A 17,301-nucleotide genomic window follows, 5' to 3' on the forward strand; every position below is an offset into this window, starting at 1 on the left:
TCCAATCTGCCGGCTCACGTTCCGCCGAGGCCGCTCTTTGCAGGAACTCGCGTTAAGGCCCTCTAGGGGCGCGGAAAACGGGCCTAAGCGCGGTTTCCTTGAGGACGGGCGGTCGGTGGGGATCGGCGACGGACGGTCGAGCAGGAGGGGTTCTTTCGCGTCTCTTCCAAAAGTCTTCGCTGCGCCGTAAGTAACGGGGTGCCAGCGCGTATAATTTCGGCAAGGAAAACGCGCCTGCGGCAGTGCTGCCCGCGCCGACGAGATGAGGTTCAATGAAGGAGCTCGAGGAGTACATCGCCCAGTACGGCACGGTAAAGGAAGGCAACGTCCTTAAGGTCGACGCGTTCCTCAACCATCAATGCGACGTGGAGCTCTTCGACCGCATGGGCGCCGAGTGGGCGCGGCTCTTTGCGGGAAAGCAGATCGACAAGATTCTCACCATCGAGGCCTCCGGCATCGGCATCGCATGCGTGGTGTCGCGCCACTTTGGCAACGTCCCGGTGGTGTTTGCCAAGAAGTATCAGTCCATCAACCTCGACGGCGAGCAGTACTGCACCTCCATTCACTCCTTCACCAAGCAGAAGGACTTCCACGTCATCGTGGCCAAGAAGTTCCTGCATGAGGGCGAGCACGTGCTCTTGATCGATGACTTCCTGGCCAACGGCTGCGCCCTGAACGGTCTTATCGAGCTGTGCGAAGAGGCGGGGGCCATCGTCGAGGGCATCGGCATCGCCATCGAGAAGGGCTTCCAGGACGGCGGCAAGAAGCTGCGCGAGCGCGGCTACGACCTGCAGTCGCTCGCCATCGTGGAGTCGATGGACCCGGCGGCGGGAACGGTGTCGTTCCGTCACTAGATGCGGGCAACGGGGCGGTGGCGCCGGCCGGGTGCGACCGGCCCCGTTGCCGTGCCGTGCCGGCACGCGAGGCCTTAGGGTAGGCGCAGCACCTCGACGAGACGCCAGGGGCCGGCGCCCGCCCCATCGGGCTGCTCGTCGGCGCGCGCCTCGTCAAAGGTGTAGACGCACGTGGTGCAATTGCCCCAGCCGGCGTTGAGGACGGGCATCGGGTCCTCGATGGCACGCAGGAAGTTGAAGTTGGCGCCGCCGTGGGCGACGGCGAGCACCGCGTCGTGCCCGGGGCGCATCATGGCCTCGGTGAGGGTGGCGACCATGCGGTCGCGCACGGCATCCGAGGACTTGCCGCCAAACTGCAGGTAGTACGTGCGGCATGCCTCCGGATCGTTCTCGGCCAAGAAATCCTGCTGCGCCTCGAGATCGCCGTAGAACATCTCGCGAAGGCCTTTGAGCCGCTCGTAGGTATCTGGCCGGCGGGCGGGTTCGAGTTCGGCGAGCGCGAGCTCGAGCGTGTCCGAGGCGCGCTCCGCCGTAGAGCAGTACGCCGCGTCAAAATGCGCGCCGCGCTCGCGCAGGAGCGTTCCCATGGCGCGGGCCTGCTCCCGGCCGCGGTCGGTCAGAGGCGAGTCGCACCACCCTTGGATGCGGTGCTGACGGTTGAACATGGTCTCGCCGTGGCGCATGAGATAGAGCGTCTTCAAGCTTTCCACCTCCCAAAACGTCGTTACAGGGTGACGGCTGCGCCCGGAAGGGGTGCGAGCACGCGCTCGGGGCGATCCACATGGTCAGCCAGAACGCGCGGGTCGCCGTTGAACGTCGACCAATCGGGCGCGTCGACGGTGCCCCAGTGGATGCAGAGCAGGCGCGCGTGCGGATAGGCGTTGGCGAGCCGCACCGCCCCCTCGAAGGTGATGTGCCATTCGTTGTCCGAGAAGTCGAGCAGGATGAGGTCGGGCTCGGGCATCTCCAGCTGTTCGGGCAGGAGCTTGGAGTCGCCGGGGAGCCAGATCGTGCCATCCGGCGTGTCAAACCAGTAGCCGCAGTAATCCTCGCGCTGCCAGACGCGGTAGCCCCACTTCTTGGAGTCGTTTTGCCACGTGTGCCATGCTGGCGTGAGGCGCGCCGTCACGCAGCCGACCGCAAACGTGTCGCCGATGGCATGCCCGATGGCGGGCAGATGCTCCTTGTCGCGCGCGACCTCTGCCACATAGCGCGGGGCGTGATAGGAGGGACACGCGCCGGCAAGGTCGCGGCAGGTGGTGCGGCTGAAGTGGTCGTTGTCGATATGGGTGATGAGGACGGCGTCGAGCGCGGGGACGTCCGCGGGCGCGATGGGCGCCTCAAAGACGACGGGCATGTCGAACCCCTCGAGCACGGGGTCGATCATCAGGCGGGTGCCGCGGGCGTTGATGAGGAGGCCCGCACCCCCGAGCCACGTGACGGCAGTGTCATCGCGCGGTGCAAAGGCGTCCGCGGTGATGGGGGCGGTTCCGACTGGCACGGCTTGGCCGCGCGCGTTGGTGGCGACGGTTTGGGCGGGATCGACTGCGGGGGCGGTGCGGTTTGACACGGTGCTTCCTTTCGGTAGGAGGGATGGTGCGGCGGCCGCTCGGTCTCCGCGGGGTTAAGGGGCTATAGAGACGGGAAGCGCCGTGCGGCCGCCGCGCGCTGCCCGCGAGATGATTGCGTCAGTGCGTGTAGTGAGCGAGGCACATCCCGGTGAAGTCGCGCATCTCCGTGCGGAAATCGATGGTGCGCCGTGCAAGGCCCGCGAGTTCGATGGCCTCAATCACGAGCGGATTCTCATGGCACCAGCCGCTTGCGCCCACCGCATGGCACCAGACGGAGAAGAGCATCTGCGCCACGCGTTCGGGATCGGCGGAGAGATTGTGGGAAAAGCGCGTGACGAGGGCGTCCTGTCCGGCGTAGTAGCGCGCCTTGAACGCGGCAAGACGCTCGACGGTGCAGTTGGTCTCGATGATGGTGAACAAGAGGTCGCTGTAGCGAAAATAGTCGCGATGGCTCACGAGCTGCTCGGTCCAGACCTCGGCGAGCACGGCGGGGGAGTAGGTGCTGCCCTCGGGGTAGGCCGCGAGCAAGTCGGTGGTATAGGCGTCCTGCGCATCGGCGCAGAGCTCCAAGAAGATCTCCTCCTTGGTGGTCACATATTTGTAGAGCGCGGCGCGCGACCAGCCGAGATGCTCCGCGATGGCGGCGAGCGTTATCTCGTGGTAGGGGTGCTCGGCGAAGAGCTCTGCGGTGGCCTGCTTGATTTCGGCCATGCGCTGCCCTTTCTGCTCGTCGCTGCGTGCGCGGATAAAGTCTGTCATGCGGCGCTTCACTCTCCCTGGATTATGTTGGTTCCAGATGGTAACAATCTTCTCGTAAAAAGACAATTAGACAACGAAAGAAAAGAAAAATACTTGTCAAGTGACGTAGCGTAGCGTATATTGCAGACAAGGAGCGCGAGCAACCGACGTCGCTTGAATGCGTGCCCGATAGTCGGCATGAAGCGCTTCGGAGATGCGAGGGGCCGTTGCGGCCCGGCGCGCGACCATGCCGGAACAGCCGGCGGAGGGGAAGGTCAGTATGGCTATTACCGTGAATCTGTACTACACCGGCGAGAATGGGGCGGCGCGCAAGTTCGTCGAGGAGATGGAGGCATCCGGTACGGCCGATGCCATCCGCGCCGAAGAGGGCAATGTCCGCTATCGGTACTTTCAGCCGCTTGACGACCCGGAGACCATTTTGCTGATCGACGCGTGGGAGAGCCAGGAGGCCCTCGACGTGCATCATGCGTCGCCGATGATGACCAAGATCGCTGAGCTGCGCGACAAGTACGACCTGCACATGACGGCGGAGCGCTACCGCACCGATGAGGCAGGCCTGCCCGCGCACGACCAAGCGTTCATTCGCCAATAGGAGTCTCAGCCAGGGGGAGGCATGGACATGCAATATACCGCACTTGGACACTCAGGGATTCGCATTCCGCGCCTGTGCCTTGGCGGCATGAGCTTTGGCGAGCGCATTCCCGGCGGGCATCAGTGGACGCTCGATCAGGCGGGCACGACGGCGGTTGTGAAGCGTGCTTTCGAGCTCGGCCTGACCTTTATCGACACGGCCAACTGCTACGCGGCGGGGACGAGCGAGCAGTTTATCGGCAACGCCCTGCGCGATCTCGGCGTGCGCCGCGAGGATGTGGTGCTGGCGAGCAAGGTGTTCTTCAACGAGGGACGCCTGGGCGCCGCGGCCATCCAACGCGAGATCGAGGGGACGCTCAGAAGGCTTGGCACCGATTACCTCGATCTCTACATCATTCACCGTTTCGACTACGCGACGCCCATCGAGGAGACGATGGAGGCGCTCGACGGCCTGGTGCGCGCCGGCAAGGTCCGCGCGCTCGGTGCGAGCGAGATGTACGCCTATCAGCTGCACAACATGCAGGTTGTGGCCGAGCACAACGGCTGGACGACGTTTACGAGCATGCAGTGCCACTACAACCTTCTGTATCGCGAGGACGAGCGCGAGATGATTCCGGTGTGTCGTCAGTTTGATATGGCGCTCACCCCCTACAGCCCGCTTGCGTCGGGGCATCTGTGCCGCCCGACGTGGGACAGCGACTCGGTGCGCTCCGCGACGGATGGCACCATGCGCCAGAAGTACGATGCCGACCGTAAGCGTGATATGCCCATCGTGGCGCGTGTGGCGGAGGTTGCCGAGCGCCGGGGTGTTCCGATGGCGCGCATCGCGCTTGCGTGGCACCTTGCGCGCGGGGTGGAGGCGCCCATCATCGGCTGCTCGAGCCCGAGGCGCGTGGACGATGCGGTCGCGGCACTCGATATCGCGCTCGCGCCAGAAGAGGTGGCCTATCTTGAAGAGCCCTATGTGGCGCATGAGCTCGTGGGTCCTCTGGCGCGCCCCGGAGAGAAGCCGCTGGCGGGCACCAACGATCCCAACAAGCGCTAATCCAACGGACGGGGCGGGGATAACGGCGAATCGGCGGTTAGCTGGGCGCCGTGTGGAGGTCGTGGCGGCGCGGCGCGCCCTTCTCGACCTCCCGGTGAGGGGGTTATTCATTCTAGTGCCTACTTTACGGAGGGCACCGCGAGTAGCCGTGATTTCGAGCACGCCTCTGACCAGCCCTTTCTTTGGAGCATCGCGTGCTTTCTACCTTGAGGAAGGGCGCCAAAGTAGACACTAGAATGAATAACCCCCTGTATCCCTGCGTCGTTCCTTCAGTTTCCGGTGGAGAGAAGCGAAAACAGTGGTTGACGAGCTGAAACCTGGAGTCGACTCAAAGGGAATATCTTGCCTCGAAGGTTTGAACGAGGAGGTATCGCTATGCGTAAGGTATTGGTTGCGTATTTCTCGGCAAGTGGGACGACGGAGCGTGTCGCAGGCGACATCGCGCGCGCGACGGGCGGCGATCTGTATGAGATCGCACCGCAGGAGCCCTATACGGCGGCGGACCTCGATTGGAGGAACCCGCAGAGCCGCACCTCTCTTGAGCATGCGGATGACGCCTGCCGACCGGCGCTCGCCGTCGAGCTGCCCGATACGGCGGGGTACGACGCCGTGTTTGTAGGCTTTCCCATCTGGTGGTACGTCGAGCCGCGCATCGTCGACACATTTGTCGAGGGGGCGGACCTCGCCAACAAGGTGGTCATCCCCTTCGCCACTTCGGGTGGGAGCGGCATCGGCCGGGCGGAAGAGCGCCTGCACGGGCTCTGCCCGGGCTCCGCATGGCGGCCGGGCAAGTTGCTCAACGGTGTTGATGCCGGCGCGTGGGCGGGCGGGTACGCGCTGTAGGGGAGGTGCGTATGCATATCGTCATCTTGCAGGGGAGCCCTAACGCCAAGGGGTCGACCGCCCTCATGGTCGATGAGTTCAGCCGCGGCGCGCGCGAGGCGGGGCACGACGATGGGATGCTCCCATCCTAACGATCGGAGGTACGAATGGCAGCAACCGTATACTTCACCCGTGACGTTTCGCCCGAGAGCGTGGTGGCGCTCTATCGCAAGCTCGCCATTGAGCTTCCTGGCAAGGTGGCCGTAAAGGTTCACTCCGGCGAGCGCAGCAACCAGAACTACCTCACGCCGGAGTTTTGGAAGCCGATGGTGGATGAGGTCCATGGCACCATCGTGGAGTGCTAACGCACGGGCACCCCTCGACGCGGGGCGTTTAGGCCAAAAGGTAACGGCGGCGCTTGCTCTGGGCGGGCGCCGTCGCTCGTATATAGCCCGCTTCAAGGAGGCTCCGCATGTCGCGCCGAACGGTCGCGACGTTGATGTCGAGCTCCTCCGAGATCTCGTTGATGCTTGCTGGGGTGGTGCCGTATCGCGGGGCGCGGGTGGGTGGTGCTAGGCGCACGAGCCTTTGAGCTCGTGTAGAAACAGCCGCGCGGTATGGGGCAGCGCCACACCGCGTTTCCATGCGACGTCAATAACCGAGGTTGCAGGTGGATAGAGCAGCCGGAAGGCGAGGCCGGTGTCGCCGCCCGTCGCCGTGATGCTCTCGTGGCTGATCAGGCGGCACATGCCCTCGCGAACAAATACGGCTGCGTTGTAATTAAGGTTGAAGGTGCCGGCGATGTCGAGCTCCGCAGCGTTTTCGCCAAACCAGGTGCCGAGGATACCGGCGGGCGCGTTGTCGCGGCAGAAGCGCTCGGGCAGCAGGATGGGCAGGTCGCAAAGGTCGGCGGGGCCCACGGTCTCTTGGGCGCAGAGCGGGTCGTCGTCGCGCATGAGCACGCCCCACGCGTCGGTGGGGTGCAGGCGCAGGTGGTCGTAGCGGTCGATATCGGTGTAGGACATGAGGACGGCAAAGTCGTCCACCCCGTGCTCGAGGCGCTCGATGAGGTCGATGGCGGTGCCGCTGTGCAGATGGAAGCGCACGCCGGGGTACCGGGCGCGAAACGCGTGGGCGGCGCGGGCGACGACGCTTATCCCCTCGCTCTCGCCAGCGCCGATGTGGATGTCGCCGGCAACGATCTCGTCGGGTTGGGTAAAGTCGGCAGTGGTCTGATCAGCGAGCCCCACAATCTCCTCGGCGCGCCGGCGCAGGTAGAGACCGCGCTCGGTAGGGGTGACGCTTCGGGCGTGACGCTCGAGGAGCGGCGTGCCGAGCTCGCGCTCGAGTGCGGCGATTTGGCGCGAAAGCGCCGGCTGGGTGACGTGCAGTACGTCGGCGGCGCGCGACATGGTTCCCTCTTGGCACACGGTGAGAAAGTAGCGCAGCGTACGGAGTTCCATGGGGCATCACCTATAACAGACACTCATAACGCACTATAAGACATAAGCAATAGTATTTTATCTTGGCGAGCTGCACAATGGAGCGGACAGACAAAGCGAGCAAGAACGGATTCGTCCAAGAGGGGGTGGATACGGTGCGCATCACGGTTGCCATGGACGGTTGTGCGGTAGCGGGAGAGCTGAACGACACGCTGCCCGCCCACGCTCTCGCAAGGCTCCTGCCGCTCGACCTCACCTTTATCGGGACGGGCATCGCGCTGTGCGCGCCTCTGCCGGTCGAGCTCCCTTGGGACGACGCGCCTATCCATTGCGGTTGGCGCGACGGAGACATCAACTACAGCGTGCAGGGCAGGTGGCTCGCCGTGCTCTGCGGCGACGAGGAAAACTCTGGCCGTTACGGCGGTCAGTGCACCATAGGCCACATCGAGGGCTCGCTCGAACGCCTGGGTCGCCTGACGGGCGCGCACGCCGCCAGAATCGTGCGCGCATCTGGCTCGGCCATGGCGGACGAGGGAGCGCAACGGGAGGCGACCGCATGACAGAGATAGCTTCGACCCTCGGGAGCATGCTCTCCCTCATCATCGTGACGCTCATGGGCTACATCGCGGCTAAGGTGGGATTTCTAACCGCGGACATCCGACCCAAGATATCGGGCCTCATCTTCAACATCACCTTGCCCTGCACCATTCTCGCGTCGGTGGGGGAGGTCGATCCCGCCACGGGGACGGACGCCATCACCTGGTCGCTCGTGCTGGGAGCGGCCCTCTTCTTTGTGATGCTCGCCGCCGGGGCCTTAGCCAACCTCGTGCTGCGCACGCCGCGCGGAGAACGCGCGCTGTACCTCTGGATGAGCGTGCTTACCAACACGGGTTTCATCGGGTTTGCGGTGCTCGAGTCCATCTTTGGCGGGGCATCTGTGTTTCTTGGGAGCATCTTTATCGCCATCTCTAACGTGTTTATCTATAGCATCGGCGTCGCGGCGCTGCGCTCGGGCTCGACGCATGCCGAGAGCTCCGCGCACGGTGGTGCCCGCCGCAGGCGCACCGTCGACGTCCGCGGCATGCTGAAAGATATGCTCAACGTTCCGCTCGTGGTGAGCCTGGTCGCCATGGTGATCTTCTTCGCGGGAATCCCCGTGCCCGCGCCCCTCATGCGGGCGGCGGATATGGCGGGCGGCATTACCTCGCCGCTCGCCATGATGCTCGTGGGCCTCTCCATCGCCGACGCCCATCTGGGCGCCGTGCTCCGGCAGGGGCGTCTCTGGGTCTTTACGCTCGTCCGGTTCCTGCTCGCGCCGCTCGCCGCGTACCTGCTGCTGGCTCCCGTGGTGCCCAGCGAGCTCGCCCTCGGCGTCTTCACGGTCATGCTCGCCATGCCCACGGGGTCCATGGCGGCGCCCATTGCGGCCACCTATGGGCGGGACGCCGAGCTTCCCGCTCAGGGGACCATCGTCGCCACGCTCGCCTCGTTTGCCATTGTGCCGGTGCTCATGGTGGTGATGCGCATGTGACGGGGCGGGTGCCGCTCCCCGGAGGCCGCCTCGCCCTCGCGTCTGGTCGAGGCGGTGCGTCTCGGAGGAGCCCTTCACCTGGAGCGTACTCAAGGTTTTATCATGGTCCACAGGCAGGCCGGCGCCTCCGAATACCGGCAGAATAGGAGCAGAAATGGCAGTAAAGCAGACAGCCGGGCGCAATCAGCTGGGCGTGGTGGCGCCCAAGTTCGCCGAGCTCAACGACGATGTGCTCTTTGGCGAGGTGTGGGCGCGCGAGGACAAGCTCCCGCTCAAGATGCGCTCTATCGTGACGGTGGTGACCCTTGTCGCCAAGGGTATGTTCGACAGCTCGTTCGAGCACCATCTCATGACCGCCAAGGCCAACGGCGTTACGCGCGATGAGATTGCCGAGATCCTCACCCACGAGGCGTTCTACGCCGGCTGGCCCAACGCGTGGGCGGCGTTCCGCATGGTCCTCAAGGTCTATGGCGCCGAGGAGGACGAGGGCGCGCAGGCGAGTTTCAAGCCGATGTTCGGCATGGGCCAGCCCAACGATGCCTTTGCGCAGTATTTCATCGGCAACTCGTATCTCAACCCGCTGACTTCGGCCGATACCGCGGGAGTGGCGCTCTCCAACGTCACGTTTGAGCCGGGCTGCCGCAACAACTGGCACATCCACCATGCCGACAAGGGCGGCGGCCAGGTGCTTATCGTCACCGACGGCCGTGGCTGGTACCAGGAGTGGGGCAAGGAGCCGCAGCTGCTCGCCCCCGGCGACGTGGTGGTCATCCCCGAGGGCGTCAAGCACTGGCACGGCGCCGCGGCAGACAGCTGGATGAGCCACATCGCCTACGGCGTGCCGGGTGAGAACTGCTCGAACGAGTGGCTCGAGCCGGTAAGCGACGACCAATATCCGCAGGCATAGACACGCCGGAGCGGGCGGCGCCGGGCGGGGTTTGGGTAGCCCGCCCCGGTGACGGCAGACGGGGGTGCTCGCTGCATGTCGCGGCGGGCACCCCATCGTTTTTTGCATGTGCGCGGCCCCTCAAAGCCTGCTCCTCGGCTTCGGGGGGTACGATAGCTGCGCAGACGAGACGAGGGGCCGCACGCGTTGCGGCGTGCGGGAGGCGATGGTATGGCAGAGGCGCAACCGACGGAAGGGACGGCGCGCTACCGGTTCTTCAACCATGCGGCCTGCGAGTTCTATCCCTGCCACGATATGCCGCCCGAGGATCTCAACTGCCTGTTCTGTTTCTGCCCGCTGTACGCGCTGGGTCCTGCGTGCGGCGGCGCGTACCGCTACGTGGGGGAGCACCGCGACATCAAGGACTGCAGCGCGTGCACGCTGCCCCATCGGCGCGAGAACTACGACTACCTGATGAGCCGCTATGCGGAGATACAGAAGCTGGCGGCGCCGCCTGCGGCAGACGCATAGGGGCGCGCCGGCGGGTCGGGCTGGCCTATGCCCGGGGCGCACTGCCGGGGCGGGCGCCCAGATGGCGTGCCCACCCGACCGCTACATGGTGTTCCGCAGCTTGTTTTTGACGAGGGCGGCAACCTCGCGCAGCACGTTGTTGGGCAGGTACCACCTGCGTGACGGGGCGGGGATGCCCCAGGCGTGCGCGTAGCCGGCGTGCCGGGCGATAGCGAGGGCGCGATACAGATGGAAGTCGTTGGTGACGATGCCCACGCGTTCGCGCGCGGGGTCGATGAGCCGCCCGGTGCGAGAGAGGTTCTCCGCCGTGGTGGTGGACTGCGCCTCGGCGAGCACGCGGTCGGCGGCGATGCCGCGGTCGAGGAGCCATGCGCGCATGGCATGTGCCTCGGAGCAGGGTTCGTTCGGCCCCTGGCCGCCGGATACGATCGCCCTCGTGCGGGGGTGCGCGCGCAGGTAGGCGAGGGCGCTCTCGAGACGGCGACGCAGGGAGCCGGACGGGGTGCCGTCCGCGCGCACTTGGGCGCCGAGCACGATCAGATAGGCGAGGTCGTCGGGCGGTTCCCGGTGGGCGAGGGTCATGATGCGCCAGCCGACGGCGCCCACCGCGGCGACGCCGAGGACAAGGGCTGCGGCGACGATGCGCTGCGCGGTGCGCACGAGAGGCTCGGCATGCGATCCGTCCTGCGCGATGAGGCCTGCCGCACCCGCGATAAGCAGGACGGCGGCGAGGGCATACCAGACGCGGTAGAACGATGAGCCGGAGCGCAACCGCATGATGCTCGCGCCGTAGAGCGCGCACGCGGCGCCGGCGCAGATGAGGGCGATGCTCATGGGTTGCCTCCTTTTGGGGTGCGCGTGCCGGCGGCCGTCGCTTGTGTTTGGGCGGCCCGCGGTCTCGGTGGTGCGTGCGTGTCGCCGGCATCGGGGTCACCCTGAGATATACCCCGTGGGCACACTATGCTTACTAGCTATAGCAAGCCATACGATATAGGTCTTTTACATGGAACGAGAGGGCTTCTAGTATAGCTGTCAGAAAGGAGAATGCCATGGGCGACTTAAGTTCTGACGTCGAGCGCTGCCTCTGCGACTGCGCTTGCGATGCCGAGCGCGTCCAGCGGGCGAAGTGCTCGTGCGAGGAGGGCCGCGCCCGCGAGGCCAAGCGGGTGCTCCTCTCCGAGCGCCAGCGCCTGCTCGACGAGGTGCACAAAAGGCAGCGCGGCATCGATGCCATCGACCATATGCTGCATCGGGTGAGCTGCGAATGCGTCCCGCGAGGTGCGGAGGCAGCGGGTACTGGCTCCCCTGCGACGGACGAGGTGAGGCGCGATGGATAGCGCGACGCTCGAGCTCCTCGTCGATGCGCTGCCCAAGATCTTTATCGCGGGCGTGACGGTCACCCTACCCCTGGCGCTGGTCTCGTTTGCCATCGCGCTCGTCATCGCGACGGCGGTGGCGCTCGTCCAGTACGCCCGCGTGCCGGTGTTGCGCCAGGTGGCGCGCTTCTACATCTGGGTCGTGCGCGGCACCCCGCTTTTCGTGCAGCTCTACATCGTGTTCTTCGGGCTGCCGGATCTGGGCATCACCCTCGACCCGTTGCCGACGGCGATCCTCGTGCTCTCCATCAACACGGGCGCCTATTCGGCCGAGACCATGCGCGGCGCGCTCGAGAGCGTTCCGGCGGGCCAGGTGGAGGCGGGCTACTGCGTCGGGATGAGCTATCTGCAGGTCATGCGGCGCATCGTGCTGCCCCAGGCGCTTCGCACGGCGTTTCCGCCGCTGTCCAACGAGCTCATCTCGCTCGTTAAGGACACGTCGCTCGCCTCGGGCATCATGGTGACCGAGATGTTCCGCGCCACGCAGGAGATCGTCAGCCGCGAATGGGTCACCATGCCGCTGTATCTGGAGGTCGCCCTCGTGTACCTCCTGTTCTCGACGGTGCTTACGTGGTTGCAGCGCGTAGGTGAGCGCAAGCTCGCCGCGCAGGGTATGGAGAGGGGGTAGACCATGGCCGAGATGCTCAGGTTAGAAGACGTCCACAAGGCGTTCGACCAAACCGAGGTTCTGCACGGCATCGATCTCACGGTTGCCAAAGGCGAGGTCGTAGCGGTGCTCGGCCCCTCGGGGTCGGGTAAGACCACGCTTCTGCGCTGCGCGAACTTCCTCGAGCGGGCAGATGCCGGCACGCTCACGCTGGCGGGCGAGACCATCGACCTCGCCCATGCGACGCGGCGGCAGATCGCGGCGGTGCGCAAGCGGACGGGCTTTGTGTTTCAGGGCTACAACCTCTTTCGCAACCGCACGGTGCTGGGCAACGTGACCGAGGGGCTTATCATCGCGCGCAACGTGCCGCGTGCCGAGGCGGAGGCGCGGGCCCGCGAGGCGCTGGCGCATGTGGGAATGGCCGACCGCTGCGATGCCTACCCGGCCGCCCTCTCCGGCGGCCAGCAGCAGCGCGTCGCCATCGCGCGCGCTCTGGCGACCGCCCCCGAGATCATCTACTTCGACGAGCCCACCTCGGCGCTCGATCCGGAACTCACTGGCGAGGTGCTCGCCGTCATGCGGCGCCTCGCCGAGGACGGTATGACGATGCTCGTCGTGACGCACGAGATGAGCTTCGCGCGCAATGTGGCCGACCGCGTCGTCTTTATGGAGGGCGGCTCCGTGGTGGCCGATACGCCGGCGCGTGACTTTTTTGAACATCCCGCAAATGACCGCGTGCGCGCGTTTCTGCGCACGGTCGACGTGACGATGCGGGATTAGGACGCGGGCGGCTGCCCGCAGGAAAGGATTACCTCATGCAAAGCACTATTACTCGTCGTACGCTTCTTACCGGCGCGGGCGCGCTCGCCGCGCTCGCGGGCCTGGGCCTTGCGGGCTGCAGCGGCCAAGACGCGGGCGCGGGGTCGACCGCTGCGAGCGGCGACCTGCTGGAGGCTATCCGGGACCGGGGCGAGATGACGTTTGCCACCGAGGGCACGTGGAGCCCGTGGACGTTCCATAACGAGGCCGACGAGCTCACCGGGTTCGACATCGAGGTGGCGCGCGCCGTCGCCGCCGAGCTCGGCGTCGAGGCGACGTTTGCCGAGGGCAAGTGGGACGGTCTGCTCGCCGGTCTCGACTCGGGGCGCTTCGACACCATGGCAAACGGCGTCAGCGTGACCCCGGAGCGCGAGGAGCAGTACGATTTTACCGAGCCCTACGCATACAACCGCATCGTCGTCATCACCATGGAGGACTCCGCCATCGATTCTCTGGAGGATCTCGACGGCATGCGCACCGCCAACACGCTCGGTTCGAGCTACGCCACGCTCGCGGAGAGCTATGGCGCCACCAACACGGGCGTCGACGACTTCAACCAGACCATCGAGCTCTTGGAACAGGGCCGTATCGACGCCACGCTCAACGACGAGGTCGTGTTCTACGACTATATGAATGCGCACCCGGACGCACCGCTCAAGATTGCGGCGGAAAACGCCGAGCCCACGCACGTGGCGTTCCCGCTGCGCAAGGGGGAGGAGACGGCGGCGCTTCGCGAGGCCATGAACGAGGCCATCGACACCCTGCGTGCCGACGGTACGCTCGCGAGCCTCTCCAACGAGTTCTTCGGTATCGATATCACGAGCGCTTCCTGAAGCGCGGAGCGGGCGTCGGCGCAGGCAGAAGAGGGTGACGGCGCCGAAGAGGGCGACAGAGCAGAAGAGGATGACGGCATGGCGCAGAAGCTGACGGTGACGGTCAACGGCGTCGCCTTTGCGGCAACGCTCGAGGATACAGAGGCGGCGCAGGTCCTCGCAACCCGCCTCCCGATGACGGTCACGATGGATGAGCTCAACGGCAACGAGAAGTACGTCTATCTGGACGAGAGCCTGCCAGCAGCGTCGGCGCGGCCGGGCACCATCCACGCGGGCGACATCATGCTCTTTGGCAGCGATTGCTTGGTGCTCTTCTACGAGACGTTTTCGAGCGGGTACCGCTACACCCCGATCGGCCGTCTCGACGATGCGTCTGGCTTGGCCGAGGCGTTGGGGTGCGGCTCGGCACAGGTCGTGTGGGAGCGCGCGTAGCGGTGCGGCGACGTATCGGCCTGCGGGCGGGGCTGCTGCTGCCCGCTCAGCCGGCGTGGCGGCCGTGCGCACCGTGATGGCCCGCGCCCGCCGCAGCCGCTGAGGTACCGTCGCCCGTAGCGGAGGTGTCCGCTTCCGCGGCGGCCGACGCACCGGACGCATCGGCGGCGTGCGCGGCGGTCGCCCTGCCGGAGGTGCCGTCCTCTCCCGCAGAGAGGTCCGCGCCGATGGCCTCCGCCCGGTCTAGCAGCTCGCGCATGGTCAGGCTAGACGCCTCCTCGGCGGAAAGGTCGTCTCCCGCCGCCACGAGTGCCCGCCACACGCGGTACTTGCCGAGCCCCATGCCGGCGGCCGCGGCCTCGTGATGCTCCTCTTCGCTTGCGTGCGCGCATTGCACGCCCCTCCCCGATCCGTGCTCGAGGCAGCGCCTGCCCACGGTTTCGAGTGCGGCGGCGCGCGCCTGGTCGTCGCACACGATGGTGAGCGCGACCACCGCGTCGTCGGTGCGGTAGCTGTCGAGGGCGCCATCGAGCGCATCGAGCGCCTCCTCGTACGTTTTGCCCACGAGGGCGGTCTCGGCAAGCACGGCCTCGCCGTCCTCGTTGTAGGCGCGGGCGCTCGCCACGCGGTCGAGGCGGTTGATGCCGAGCTCGAGCGAGGGGTTGATGTCGATCGCCACATATGCCGTCGGCTGCCATGCCCAGATAAAGCCGCCGATACCGAGCGTCGCAAGCACAAGGCACGCGGCGAGCGCGAGGGTGCGCCGCCGCACGCGCCTTCGCGCGGCGCGGCGCGGCGCCTTCTGAGAGGTAGCAGGTGCCGCCGGGCCTGCGGACGGCTGCTGCGCGCGCTCGGCCTCGATATGCGCGAGGGTGCGCGCGGTGAGGTCCGCGGGTGCGTGGACGGCGTCAAACGCCTCGCGCAGGTTATCCTCAACGCGACGGTCGCGCCCGTTTGTCATGTCAGGACCTCCCTCAGCTTCTTCTTGCCGCGCGATATCCACGAGTACACGGTGCCTTCGGGCATGCCGGTCATCTCGGCGATCTCGCGGGCGGAGTAACCTTCGTACAGTGCGAGGTAGAGCTGCGTCTTGGGTGGGTCGCCCAGCGCATTCAGAGCGTCGGTCACCTCGGCGAGGCGGTGCGCGGCCTCGTCATCGGCAACGCCGAGGGCGCCCTCCCGCCCCGCCTCCACGAGCTCCTCAACCGAGGAGTTGCGCTGCCGGGCCGCCTTGAGGACGTCTTTGCACGCGTTGATGGCGACGCGCAGCAGCCAGGCTTTGGTGTGGTTGCCGTCGTGAAAAGCCTTGTCGTGGAGGGCGTATTTGAGAAAGGTGTCCTGAAAGACGTCTTCGGCGTCAGAGGGAGGAAGGTAGAGGAGGCAGGCGCGCCACACGGCGTCGCCATAGCGATCGAGGACATGCTCTATGTCGCGCGCGGTGCGCATGGCCGGCTCCTTCCCCCGCTTCCGTAATGCTGCTGCGTGCCGTCTCGCATGCGACGATGCCTGTCGCGGCAGCTACCCGCGGCACCACCCTCGACCGTGTCCGTTGCCGCAGCCCGCGCCCGTGTTCCCGCAGCCATGGGTGTGGCGGTGCCTGCAGCTTCCGTCAGCGTTATTGTTGCAGATTCCCGACCCCGCGGCGGAGAGGGCGGCGCAGTTGTCGCACGCCCCGTCGCCGTCTGCATCTTGGTAGCCCGGGCAGTCGCGGTTGTAGCATACCCCGTTGCCGTCGGCATCTCGATAGTTTGGACAGGCGGTTGTCCGTGCCGCCGCGGAGGTGGTCGCCCCGGTCGAGACGGCGGCCGCCGCGCGCGTTGCCGATGCGGTGCACGTGCGCGCCGCAGCGTTGGTGCACCACGGAGCGGCTGCGGCCAGCTGCGGGGCGGTGACGGTGAGGCCGCCTATCACGAGCGCGGCGGCAGCTGCGATGGCGAGGCCTTTGCCGATGTTCTTGCGCATGCCCATCATCCTTTCGGTCGTGGAAAGACCTCGGACGGTCTCCCTCTATCGATAACACGAGCGGCGGGCACCCATCCTTGCACGGGCGCGCATCTTTTTTGCGCGCGTTCCTTCCAACGTGGGCGCCTCGCCCCTTGTCCTCGCGGGTCCTTGACAAGGCCGGCGTCCAACCGCCGGGTGAAGCGCAGGCCCCTATCAACGTTCTCCGTGCGGCTTTGCCGCCGCGCTCGTGGGCGGGTTCGCCGTCGTGTACATTACCGCGTACATTGCAAGCCCTTTTGCCGGGGCACCTGTACATAATTCCGCGCAATGAACCCGGATGTGCGCTGCGGGGGCCGAAACCGGCGGACGGGTACATTGCGACGAGAATTGTACGCCTCGCTACCTGCGGTTTTGCCGACCGTACATTCGCGCGCACATTGCCGGGTTCTTTGTCGCGAGAAATGTCCCGCGGCCCGGGCAAAACGCGCGGCAATGTACGCGCCAATGTGCTATGCAGGGGTTAAGACGACCGGAGCGTGCAGTTATTGACTTGGAGCGTGCTTCAAATTGCCGCCGCGTGGGAGCGCGTGCACGGCGCCGCCCCCACCGAGGATGACGTTCAGGAGCTCTACGGTCCCTACGAGGAGCGCCTGCTCTCCATTCTCGACCGGTTCGCCGACCCCAGGCCCCACGTGCTCGATGCCGTGGCCGAGCTCCGCGCCGCCGGTGTCAAAATCGGCTCCACCACGGGCTACAACGACAAGATGATGGCCATCGTCGAGCCCAAGGCCGCCGAGGCGGGCTACGCGCCCGACTTCTCCATCACCCCGGACGCCGTCGGTGGCAAGGGACGCCCCTTCCCGTACATGATGTTCCGCAACATGGAAGCGCTCGGCGTCTCGGATGTGCGCTGCGTCATCAAGGTCGGCGATACCGTATCCGATATTCGCGAGGGCAAGGCCGCGGGCGTCATCTCCGTCGGTGTGATCGAGGGCAGCTCCGAGATGGCACTCTCTGAGGCCGAGTACGCCGCGCTCGACCAGACGCAGCGCGAGGGGCCTGCGCACGGGTGGCCGGCGTCTTCCGTGCGGCCGGCGCCGATGCGGTCATTCGTACCATGGCGGAGCTGCCTGCGCTTGCCCGCCAAGTTGCCTAGGGCGTTGACTTTTCGGCCCGCCTTAGCTGCAACCACATCGGCCTGTCTGAACGTAAGGCCCCCGGCGCGCCCGCGACGCTCATGCGCGGGCGCGCCTTGACG

Annotated in this window: 23 protein-coding genes; 15 read left to right on the plus strand and 8 right to left on the minus strand. The window is 66.2% G+C overall.

What is annotated here, in order from left to right; translation table 11 throughout:
- Positions 1 to 272 precede the first annotated feature (272 nt).
- On the plus strand, positions 273 to 854 hold the full coding sequence (locus B5F70_RS07990) for a xanthine phosphoribosyltransferase (protein ID WP_087205046.1): 582 nt from the start codon (positions 273 to 275) through the stop codon (positions 852 to 854).
- 74 nt (positions 855 to 928) lie between these two features.
- On the opposite strand, the gene B5F70_RS07995 is transcribed toward B5F70_RS07990, so the two are convergent.
- The 3 genes from B5F70_RS07995 to B5F70_RS08005 all read right to left on the minus strand — a co-directional run bounded on the left by B5F70_RS07995 (position 929) and on the right by B5F70_RS08005 (position 3,184).
- Complete coding sequence (locus B5F70_RS07995) at positions 929 to 1,555, minus strand: histidine phosphatase family protein (protein ID WP_164476601.1); 627 nt, start codon at positions 1,553 to 1,555, stop codon at positions 929 to 931.
- A 23-nt stretch (positions 1,556 to 1,578) separates the two neighbouring features.
- Positions 1,579 to 2,424: an MBL fold metallo-hydrolase gene (locus tag B5F70_RS08000; RefSeq protein WP_206383527.1), complete on the minus strand. Its 846-nt coding sequence runs from the start codon at positions 2,422 to 2,424 to the stop codon at positions 1,579 to 1,581.
- Positions 2,425 to 2,542: 118 nt separating this feature from the next.
- The gene (locus B5F70_RS08005; RefSeq protein WP_087205085.1) at positions 2,543 to 3,184 is read right to left on the minus strand and encodes a TetR family transcriptional regulator; all 642 of its coding nucleotides are present in this window, start codon (positions 3,182 to 3,184) and stop codon (positions 2,543 to 2,545) included.
- 259 nt (positions 3,185 to 3,443) lie between these two features.
- Here B5F70_RS08005 and B5F70_RS08010 point away from each other — a divergent pair, with 259 nt between their 5' ends.
- The 4 genes from B5F70_RS08010 to B5F70_RS08025 all read left to right on the plus strand — a co-directional run bounded on the left by B5F70_RS08010 (position 3,444) and on the right by B5F70_RS08025 (position 6,007).
- Positions 3,444 to 3,776: a putative quinol monooxygenase gene (locus B5F70_RS08010; RefSeq protein WP_087205047.1), complete on the plus strand. Its 333-nt coding sequence runs from the start codon at positions 3,444 to 3,446 to the stop codon at positions 3,774 to 3,776.
- Between the two features lie 21 nt (positions 3,777 to 3,797).
- Positions 3,798 to 4,820, plus strand: a complete 1,023-nt coding sequence (locus tag B5F70_RS08015) for an aldo/keto reductase (protein WP_204556899.1) — start codon at positions 3,798 to 3,800, stop codon at positions 4,818 to 4,820.
- A 375-nt stretch (positions 4,821 to 5,195) separates the two neighbouring features.
- Positions 5,196 to 5,663, plus strand: a complete 468-nt coding sequence (locus B5F70_RS08020; RefSeq protein WP_087205048.1) for a flavodoxin — start codon at positions 5,196 to 5,198, stop codon at positions 5,661 to 5,663.
- Between the two features lie 146 nt (positions 5,664 to 5,809).
- Complete coding sequence (locus tag B5F70_RS08025; protein WP_206383528.1) at positions 5,810 to 6,007, plus strand: hypothetical protein; 198 nt, start codon at positions 5,810 to 5,812, stop codon at positions 6,005 to 6,007.
- Between the two features lie 207 nt (positions 6,008 to 6,214).
- Here the strand turns inward: B5F70_RS08025 and B5F70_RS08035 are convergent, their stop codons facing one another.
- Positions 6,215 to 7,105, minus strand: a complete 891-nt coding sequence (locus B5F70_RS08035; RefSeq protein WP_087205050.1) for a LysR family transcriptional regulator — start codon at positions 7,103 to 7,105, stop codon at positions 6,215 to 6,217.
- A 77-nt stretch (positions 7,106 to 7,182) separates the two neighbouring features.
- Between B5F70_RS08035 and B5F70_RS08040 the strand changes: the two genes are divergently transcribed.
- The 4 genes from B5F70_RS08040 to B5F70_RS08055 all read left to right on the plus strand — a co-directional run bounded on the left by B5F70_RS08040 (position 7,183) and on the right by B5F70_RS08055 (position 10,032).
- Entirely contained in the window at positions 7,183 to 7,644 is a 462-nt protein-coding gene (locus B5F70_RS08040; RefSeq protein WP_143753944.1) for a cyclophilin-like fold protein, read from the plus strand.
- Entirely contained in the window at positions 7,641 to 8,615 is a 975-nt protein-coding gene (locus B5F70_RS08045; RefSeq protein WP_087205052.1) for an AEC family transporter, read from the plus strand. The genes B5F70_RS08040 and B5F70_RS08045 overlap by 4 nt, the downstream gene beginning before the upstream one ends.
- Positions 8,616 to 8,769: 154 nt before the next feature.
- Complete coding sequence (locus B5F70_RS08050) at positions 8,770 to 9,522, plus strand: carboxymuconolactone decarboxylase family protein (protein ID WP_087205053.1); 753 nt, start codon at positions 8,770 to 8,772, stop codon at positions 9,520 to 9,522.
- Positions 9,523 to 9,732: 210 nt separating this feature from the next.
- A complete protein-coding gene (locus B5F70_RS08055; protein WP_087205054.1) occupies positions 9,733 to 10,032 on the plus strand; it encodes a cysteine-rich small domain-containing protein in 300 nt (99 codons plus the stop codon).
- Between the two features lie 81 nt (positions 10,033 to 10,113).
- On the opposite strand, the gene B5F70_RS08060 is transcribed toward B5F70_RS08055, so the two are convergent.
- The gene (locus B5F70_RS08060) at positions 10,114 to 10,866 is read right to left on the minus strand and encodes a YdcF family protein (RefSeq protein ID WP_087205055.1); all 753 of its coding nucleotides are present in this window, start codon (positions 10,864 to 10,866) and stop codon (positions 10,114 to 10,116) included.
- A 215-nt stretch (positions 10,867 to 11,081) separates the two neighbouring features.
- On the opposite strand from B5F70_RS08060, the gene B5F70_RS08065 reads away from it, so the two are divergent.
- The 5 genes from B5F70_RS08065 (at position 11,082) to B5F70_RS08085 (ending at position 14,099) form a co-directional block, all read left to right on the plus strand.
- Positions 11,082 to 11,369: a hypothetical protein gene (locus B5F70_RS08065; RefSeq protein ID WP_239463206.1), complete on the plus strand. Its 288-nt coding sequence runs from the start codon at positions 11,082 to 11,084 to the stop codon at positions 11,367 to 11,369.
- Positions 11,362 to 12,036 (plus strand): amino acid ABC transporter permease, encoded by a 675-nt coding sequence (locus B5F70_RS08070; protein ID WP_087205056.1) that lies wholly within the window; start codon positions 11,362 to 11,364, stop codon positions 12,034 to 12,036. Before B5F70_RS08065 ends, B5F70_RS08070 begins: the two co-directional genes overlap by 8 nt.
- Positions 12,037 to 12,048: 12 nt before the next feature.
- Positions 12,049 to 12,795, plus strand: coding sequence for an amino acid ABC transporter ATP-binding protein (locus tag B5F70_RS08075; protein ID WP_087205087.1), 747 nt, complete (start codon positions 12,049 to 12,051; stop codon positions 12,793 to 12,795).
- Between the two features lie 35 nt (positions 12,796 to 12,830).
- Positions 12,831 to 13,667 (plus strand): transporter substrate-binding domain-containing protein, encoded by an 837-nt coding sequence (locus B5F70_RS08080; protein ID WP_206383529.1) that lies wholly within the window; start codon positions 12,831 to 12,833, stop codon positions 13,665 to 13,667.
- A gap of 78 nt (positions 13,668 to 13,745) precedes the next feature.
- On the plus strand, positions 13,746 to 14,099 hold the full coding sequence (locus tag B5F70_RS08085; RefSeq protein ID WP_087205057.1) for a cyclophilin-like fold protein: 354 nt from the start codon (positions 13,746 to 13,748) through the stop codon (positions 14,097 to 14,099).
- A gap of 46 nt (positions 14,100 to 14,145) precedes the next feature.
- Here the strand turns inward: B5F70_RS08085 and B5F70_RS08090 are convergent, their stop codons facing one another.
- From B5F70_RS08090 to B5F70_RS08100, 3 genes are all read right to left on the minus strand, one after another.
- Entirely contained in the window at positions 14,146 to 15,060 is a 915-nt protein-coding gene (locus tag B5F70_RS08090) for a hypothetical protein (protein WP_087205058.1), read from the minus strand.
- Complete coding sequence (locus B5F70_RS08095; protein ID WP_087205059.1) at positions 15,057 to 15,545, minus strand: sigma-70 family RNA polymerase sigma factor; 489 nt, start codon at positions 15,543 to 15,545, stop codon at positions 15,057 to 15,059. The genes B5F70_RS08090 and B5F70_RS08095 overlap by 4 nt, the downstream gene beginning before the upstream one ends.
- 72 nt (positions 15,546 to 15,617) lie before the next feature.
- Entirely contained in the window at positions 15,618 to 16,061 is a 444-nt protein-coding gene (locus B5F70_RS08100; RefSeq protein WP_087205060.1) for a hypothetical protein, read from the minus strand.
- A 518-nt stretch (positions 16,062 to 16,579) separates the two neighbouring features.
- Here B5F70_RS08100 and B5F70_RS08105 point away from each other — a divergent pair.
- The gene (locus B5F70_RS08105; protein ID WP_206383530.1) at positions 16,580 to 17,299 is read left to right on the plus strand and encodes an HAD family hydrolase; all 720 of its coding nucleotides are present in this window, start codon (positions 16,580 to 16,582) and stop codon (positions 17,297 to 17,299) included.
- Positions 17,300 to 17,301: the final 2 nt, after the last annotated feature.

The sequence above is a fragment of the Collinsella sp. An268 genome, from assembly GCF_002159765.1.
GTDB lineage: Bacteria > Actinomycetota > Coriobacteriia > Coriobacteriales > Coriobacteriaceae > Coprousia.

Coding starts and splice junctions, on each gene's coding strand:
- B5F70_RS08060 (WP_087205055.1), bottom strand. CDS start 10,866: ATGAGCATCGCCCTCATCTGCGCCGGCGCCGCGTGCGCGCTCTACGGC.
- B5F70_RS08020 (WP_087205048.1), top strand. CDS start 5,196: ATGCGTAAGGTATTGGTTGCGTATTTCTCGGCAAGTGGGACGACGGAG.
- B5F70_RS08100 (WP_087205060.1), bottom strand. CDS start 16,061: ATGCGCAAGAACATCGGCAAAGGCCTCGCCATCGCAGCTGCCGCCGCG.
- B5F70_RS08025 (WP_206383528.1), top strand. CDS start 5,810: ATGGCAGCAACCGTATACTTCACCCGTGACGTTTCGCCCGAGAGCGTG.
- B5F70_RS08015 (WP_204556899.1), top strand. CDS start 3,798: ATGGACATGCAATATACCGCACTTGGACACTCAGGGATTCGCATTCCG.
- B5F70_RS08055 (WP_087205054.1), top strand. CDS start 9,733: ATGGCAGAGGCGCAACCGACGGAAGGGACGGCGCGCTACCGGTTCTTC.
- B5F70_RS08095 (WP_087205059.1), bottom strand. CDS start 15,545: ATGCGCACCGCGCGCGACATAGAGCATGTCCTCGATCGCTATGGCGAC.
- B5F70_RS08045 (WP_087205052.1), top strand. CDS start 7,641: ATGACAGAGATAGCTTCGACCCTCGGGAGCATGCTCTCCCTCATCATC.
- B5F70_RS07990 (WP_087205046.1), top strand. CDS start 273: ATGAAGGAGCTCGAGGAGTACATCGCCCAGTACGGCACGGTAAAGGAA.
- B5F70_RS08070 (WP_087205056.1), top strand. CDS start 11,362: ATGGATAGCGCGACGCTCGAGCTCCTCGTCGATGCGCTGCCCAAGATC.
- B5F70_RS08090 (WP_087205058.1), bottom strand. CDS start 15,060: ATGACAAACGGGCGCGACCGTCGCGTTGAGGATAACCTGCGCGAGGCG.
- B5F70_RS08040 (WP_143753944.1), top strand. CDS start 7,183: ATGGAGCGGACAGACAAAGCGAGCAAGAACGGATTCGTCCAAGAGGGG.
- B5F70_RS08010 (WP_087205047.1), top strand. CDS start 3,444: ATGGCTATTACCGTGAATCTGTACTACACCGGCGAGAATGGGGCGGCG.
- B5F70_RS08080 (WP_206383529.1), top strand. CDS start 12,831: ATGCAAAGCACTATTACTCGTCGTACGCTTCTTACCGGCGCGGGCGCG.
- B5F70_RS08050 (WP_087205053.1), top strand. CDS start 8,770: ATGGCAGTAAAGCAGACAGCCGGGCGCAATCAGCTGGGCGTGGTGGCG.
- B5F70_RS08085 (WP_087205057.1), top strand. CDS start 13,746: ATGGCGCAGAAGCTGACGGTGACGGTCAACGGCGTCGCCTTTGCGGCA.
- B5F70_RS08065 (WP_239463206.1), top strand. CDS start 11,082: ATGGGCGACTTAAGTTCTGACGTCGAGCGCTGCCTCTGCGACTGCGCT.
- B5F70_RS08005 (WP_087205085.1), bottom strand. CDS start 3,184: ATGACAGACTTTATCCGCGCACGCAGCGACGAGCAGAAAGGGCAGCGC.
- B5F70_RS08035 (WP_087205050.1), bottom strand. CDS start 7,105: ATGGAACTCCGTACGCTGCGCTACTTTCTCACCGTGTGCCAAGAGGGA.
- B5F70_RS08075 (WP_087205087.1), top strand. CDS start 12,049: ATGCTCAGGTTAGAAGACGTCCACAAGGCGTTCGACCAAACCGAGGTT.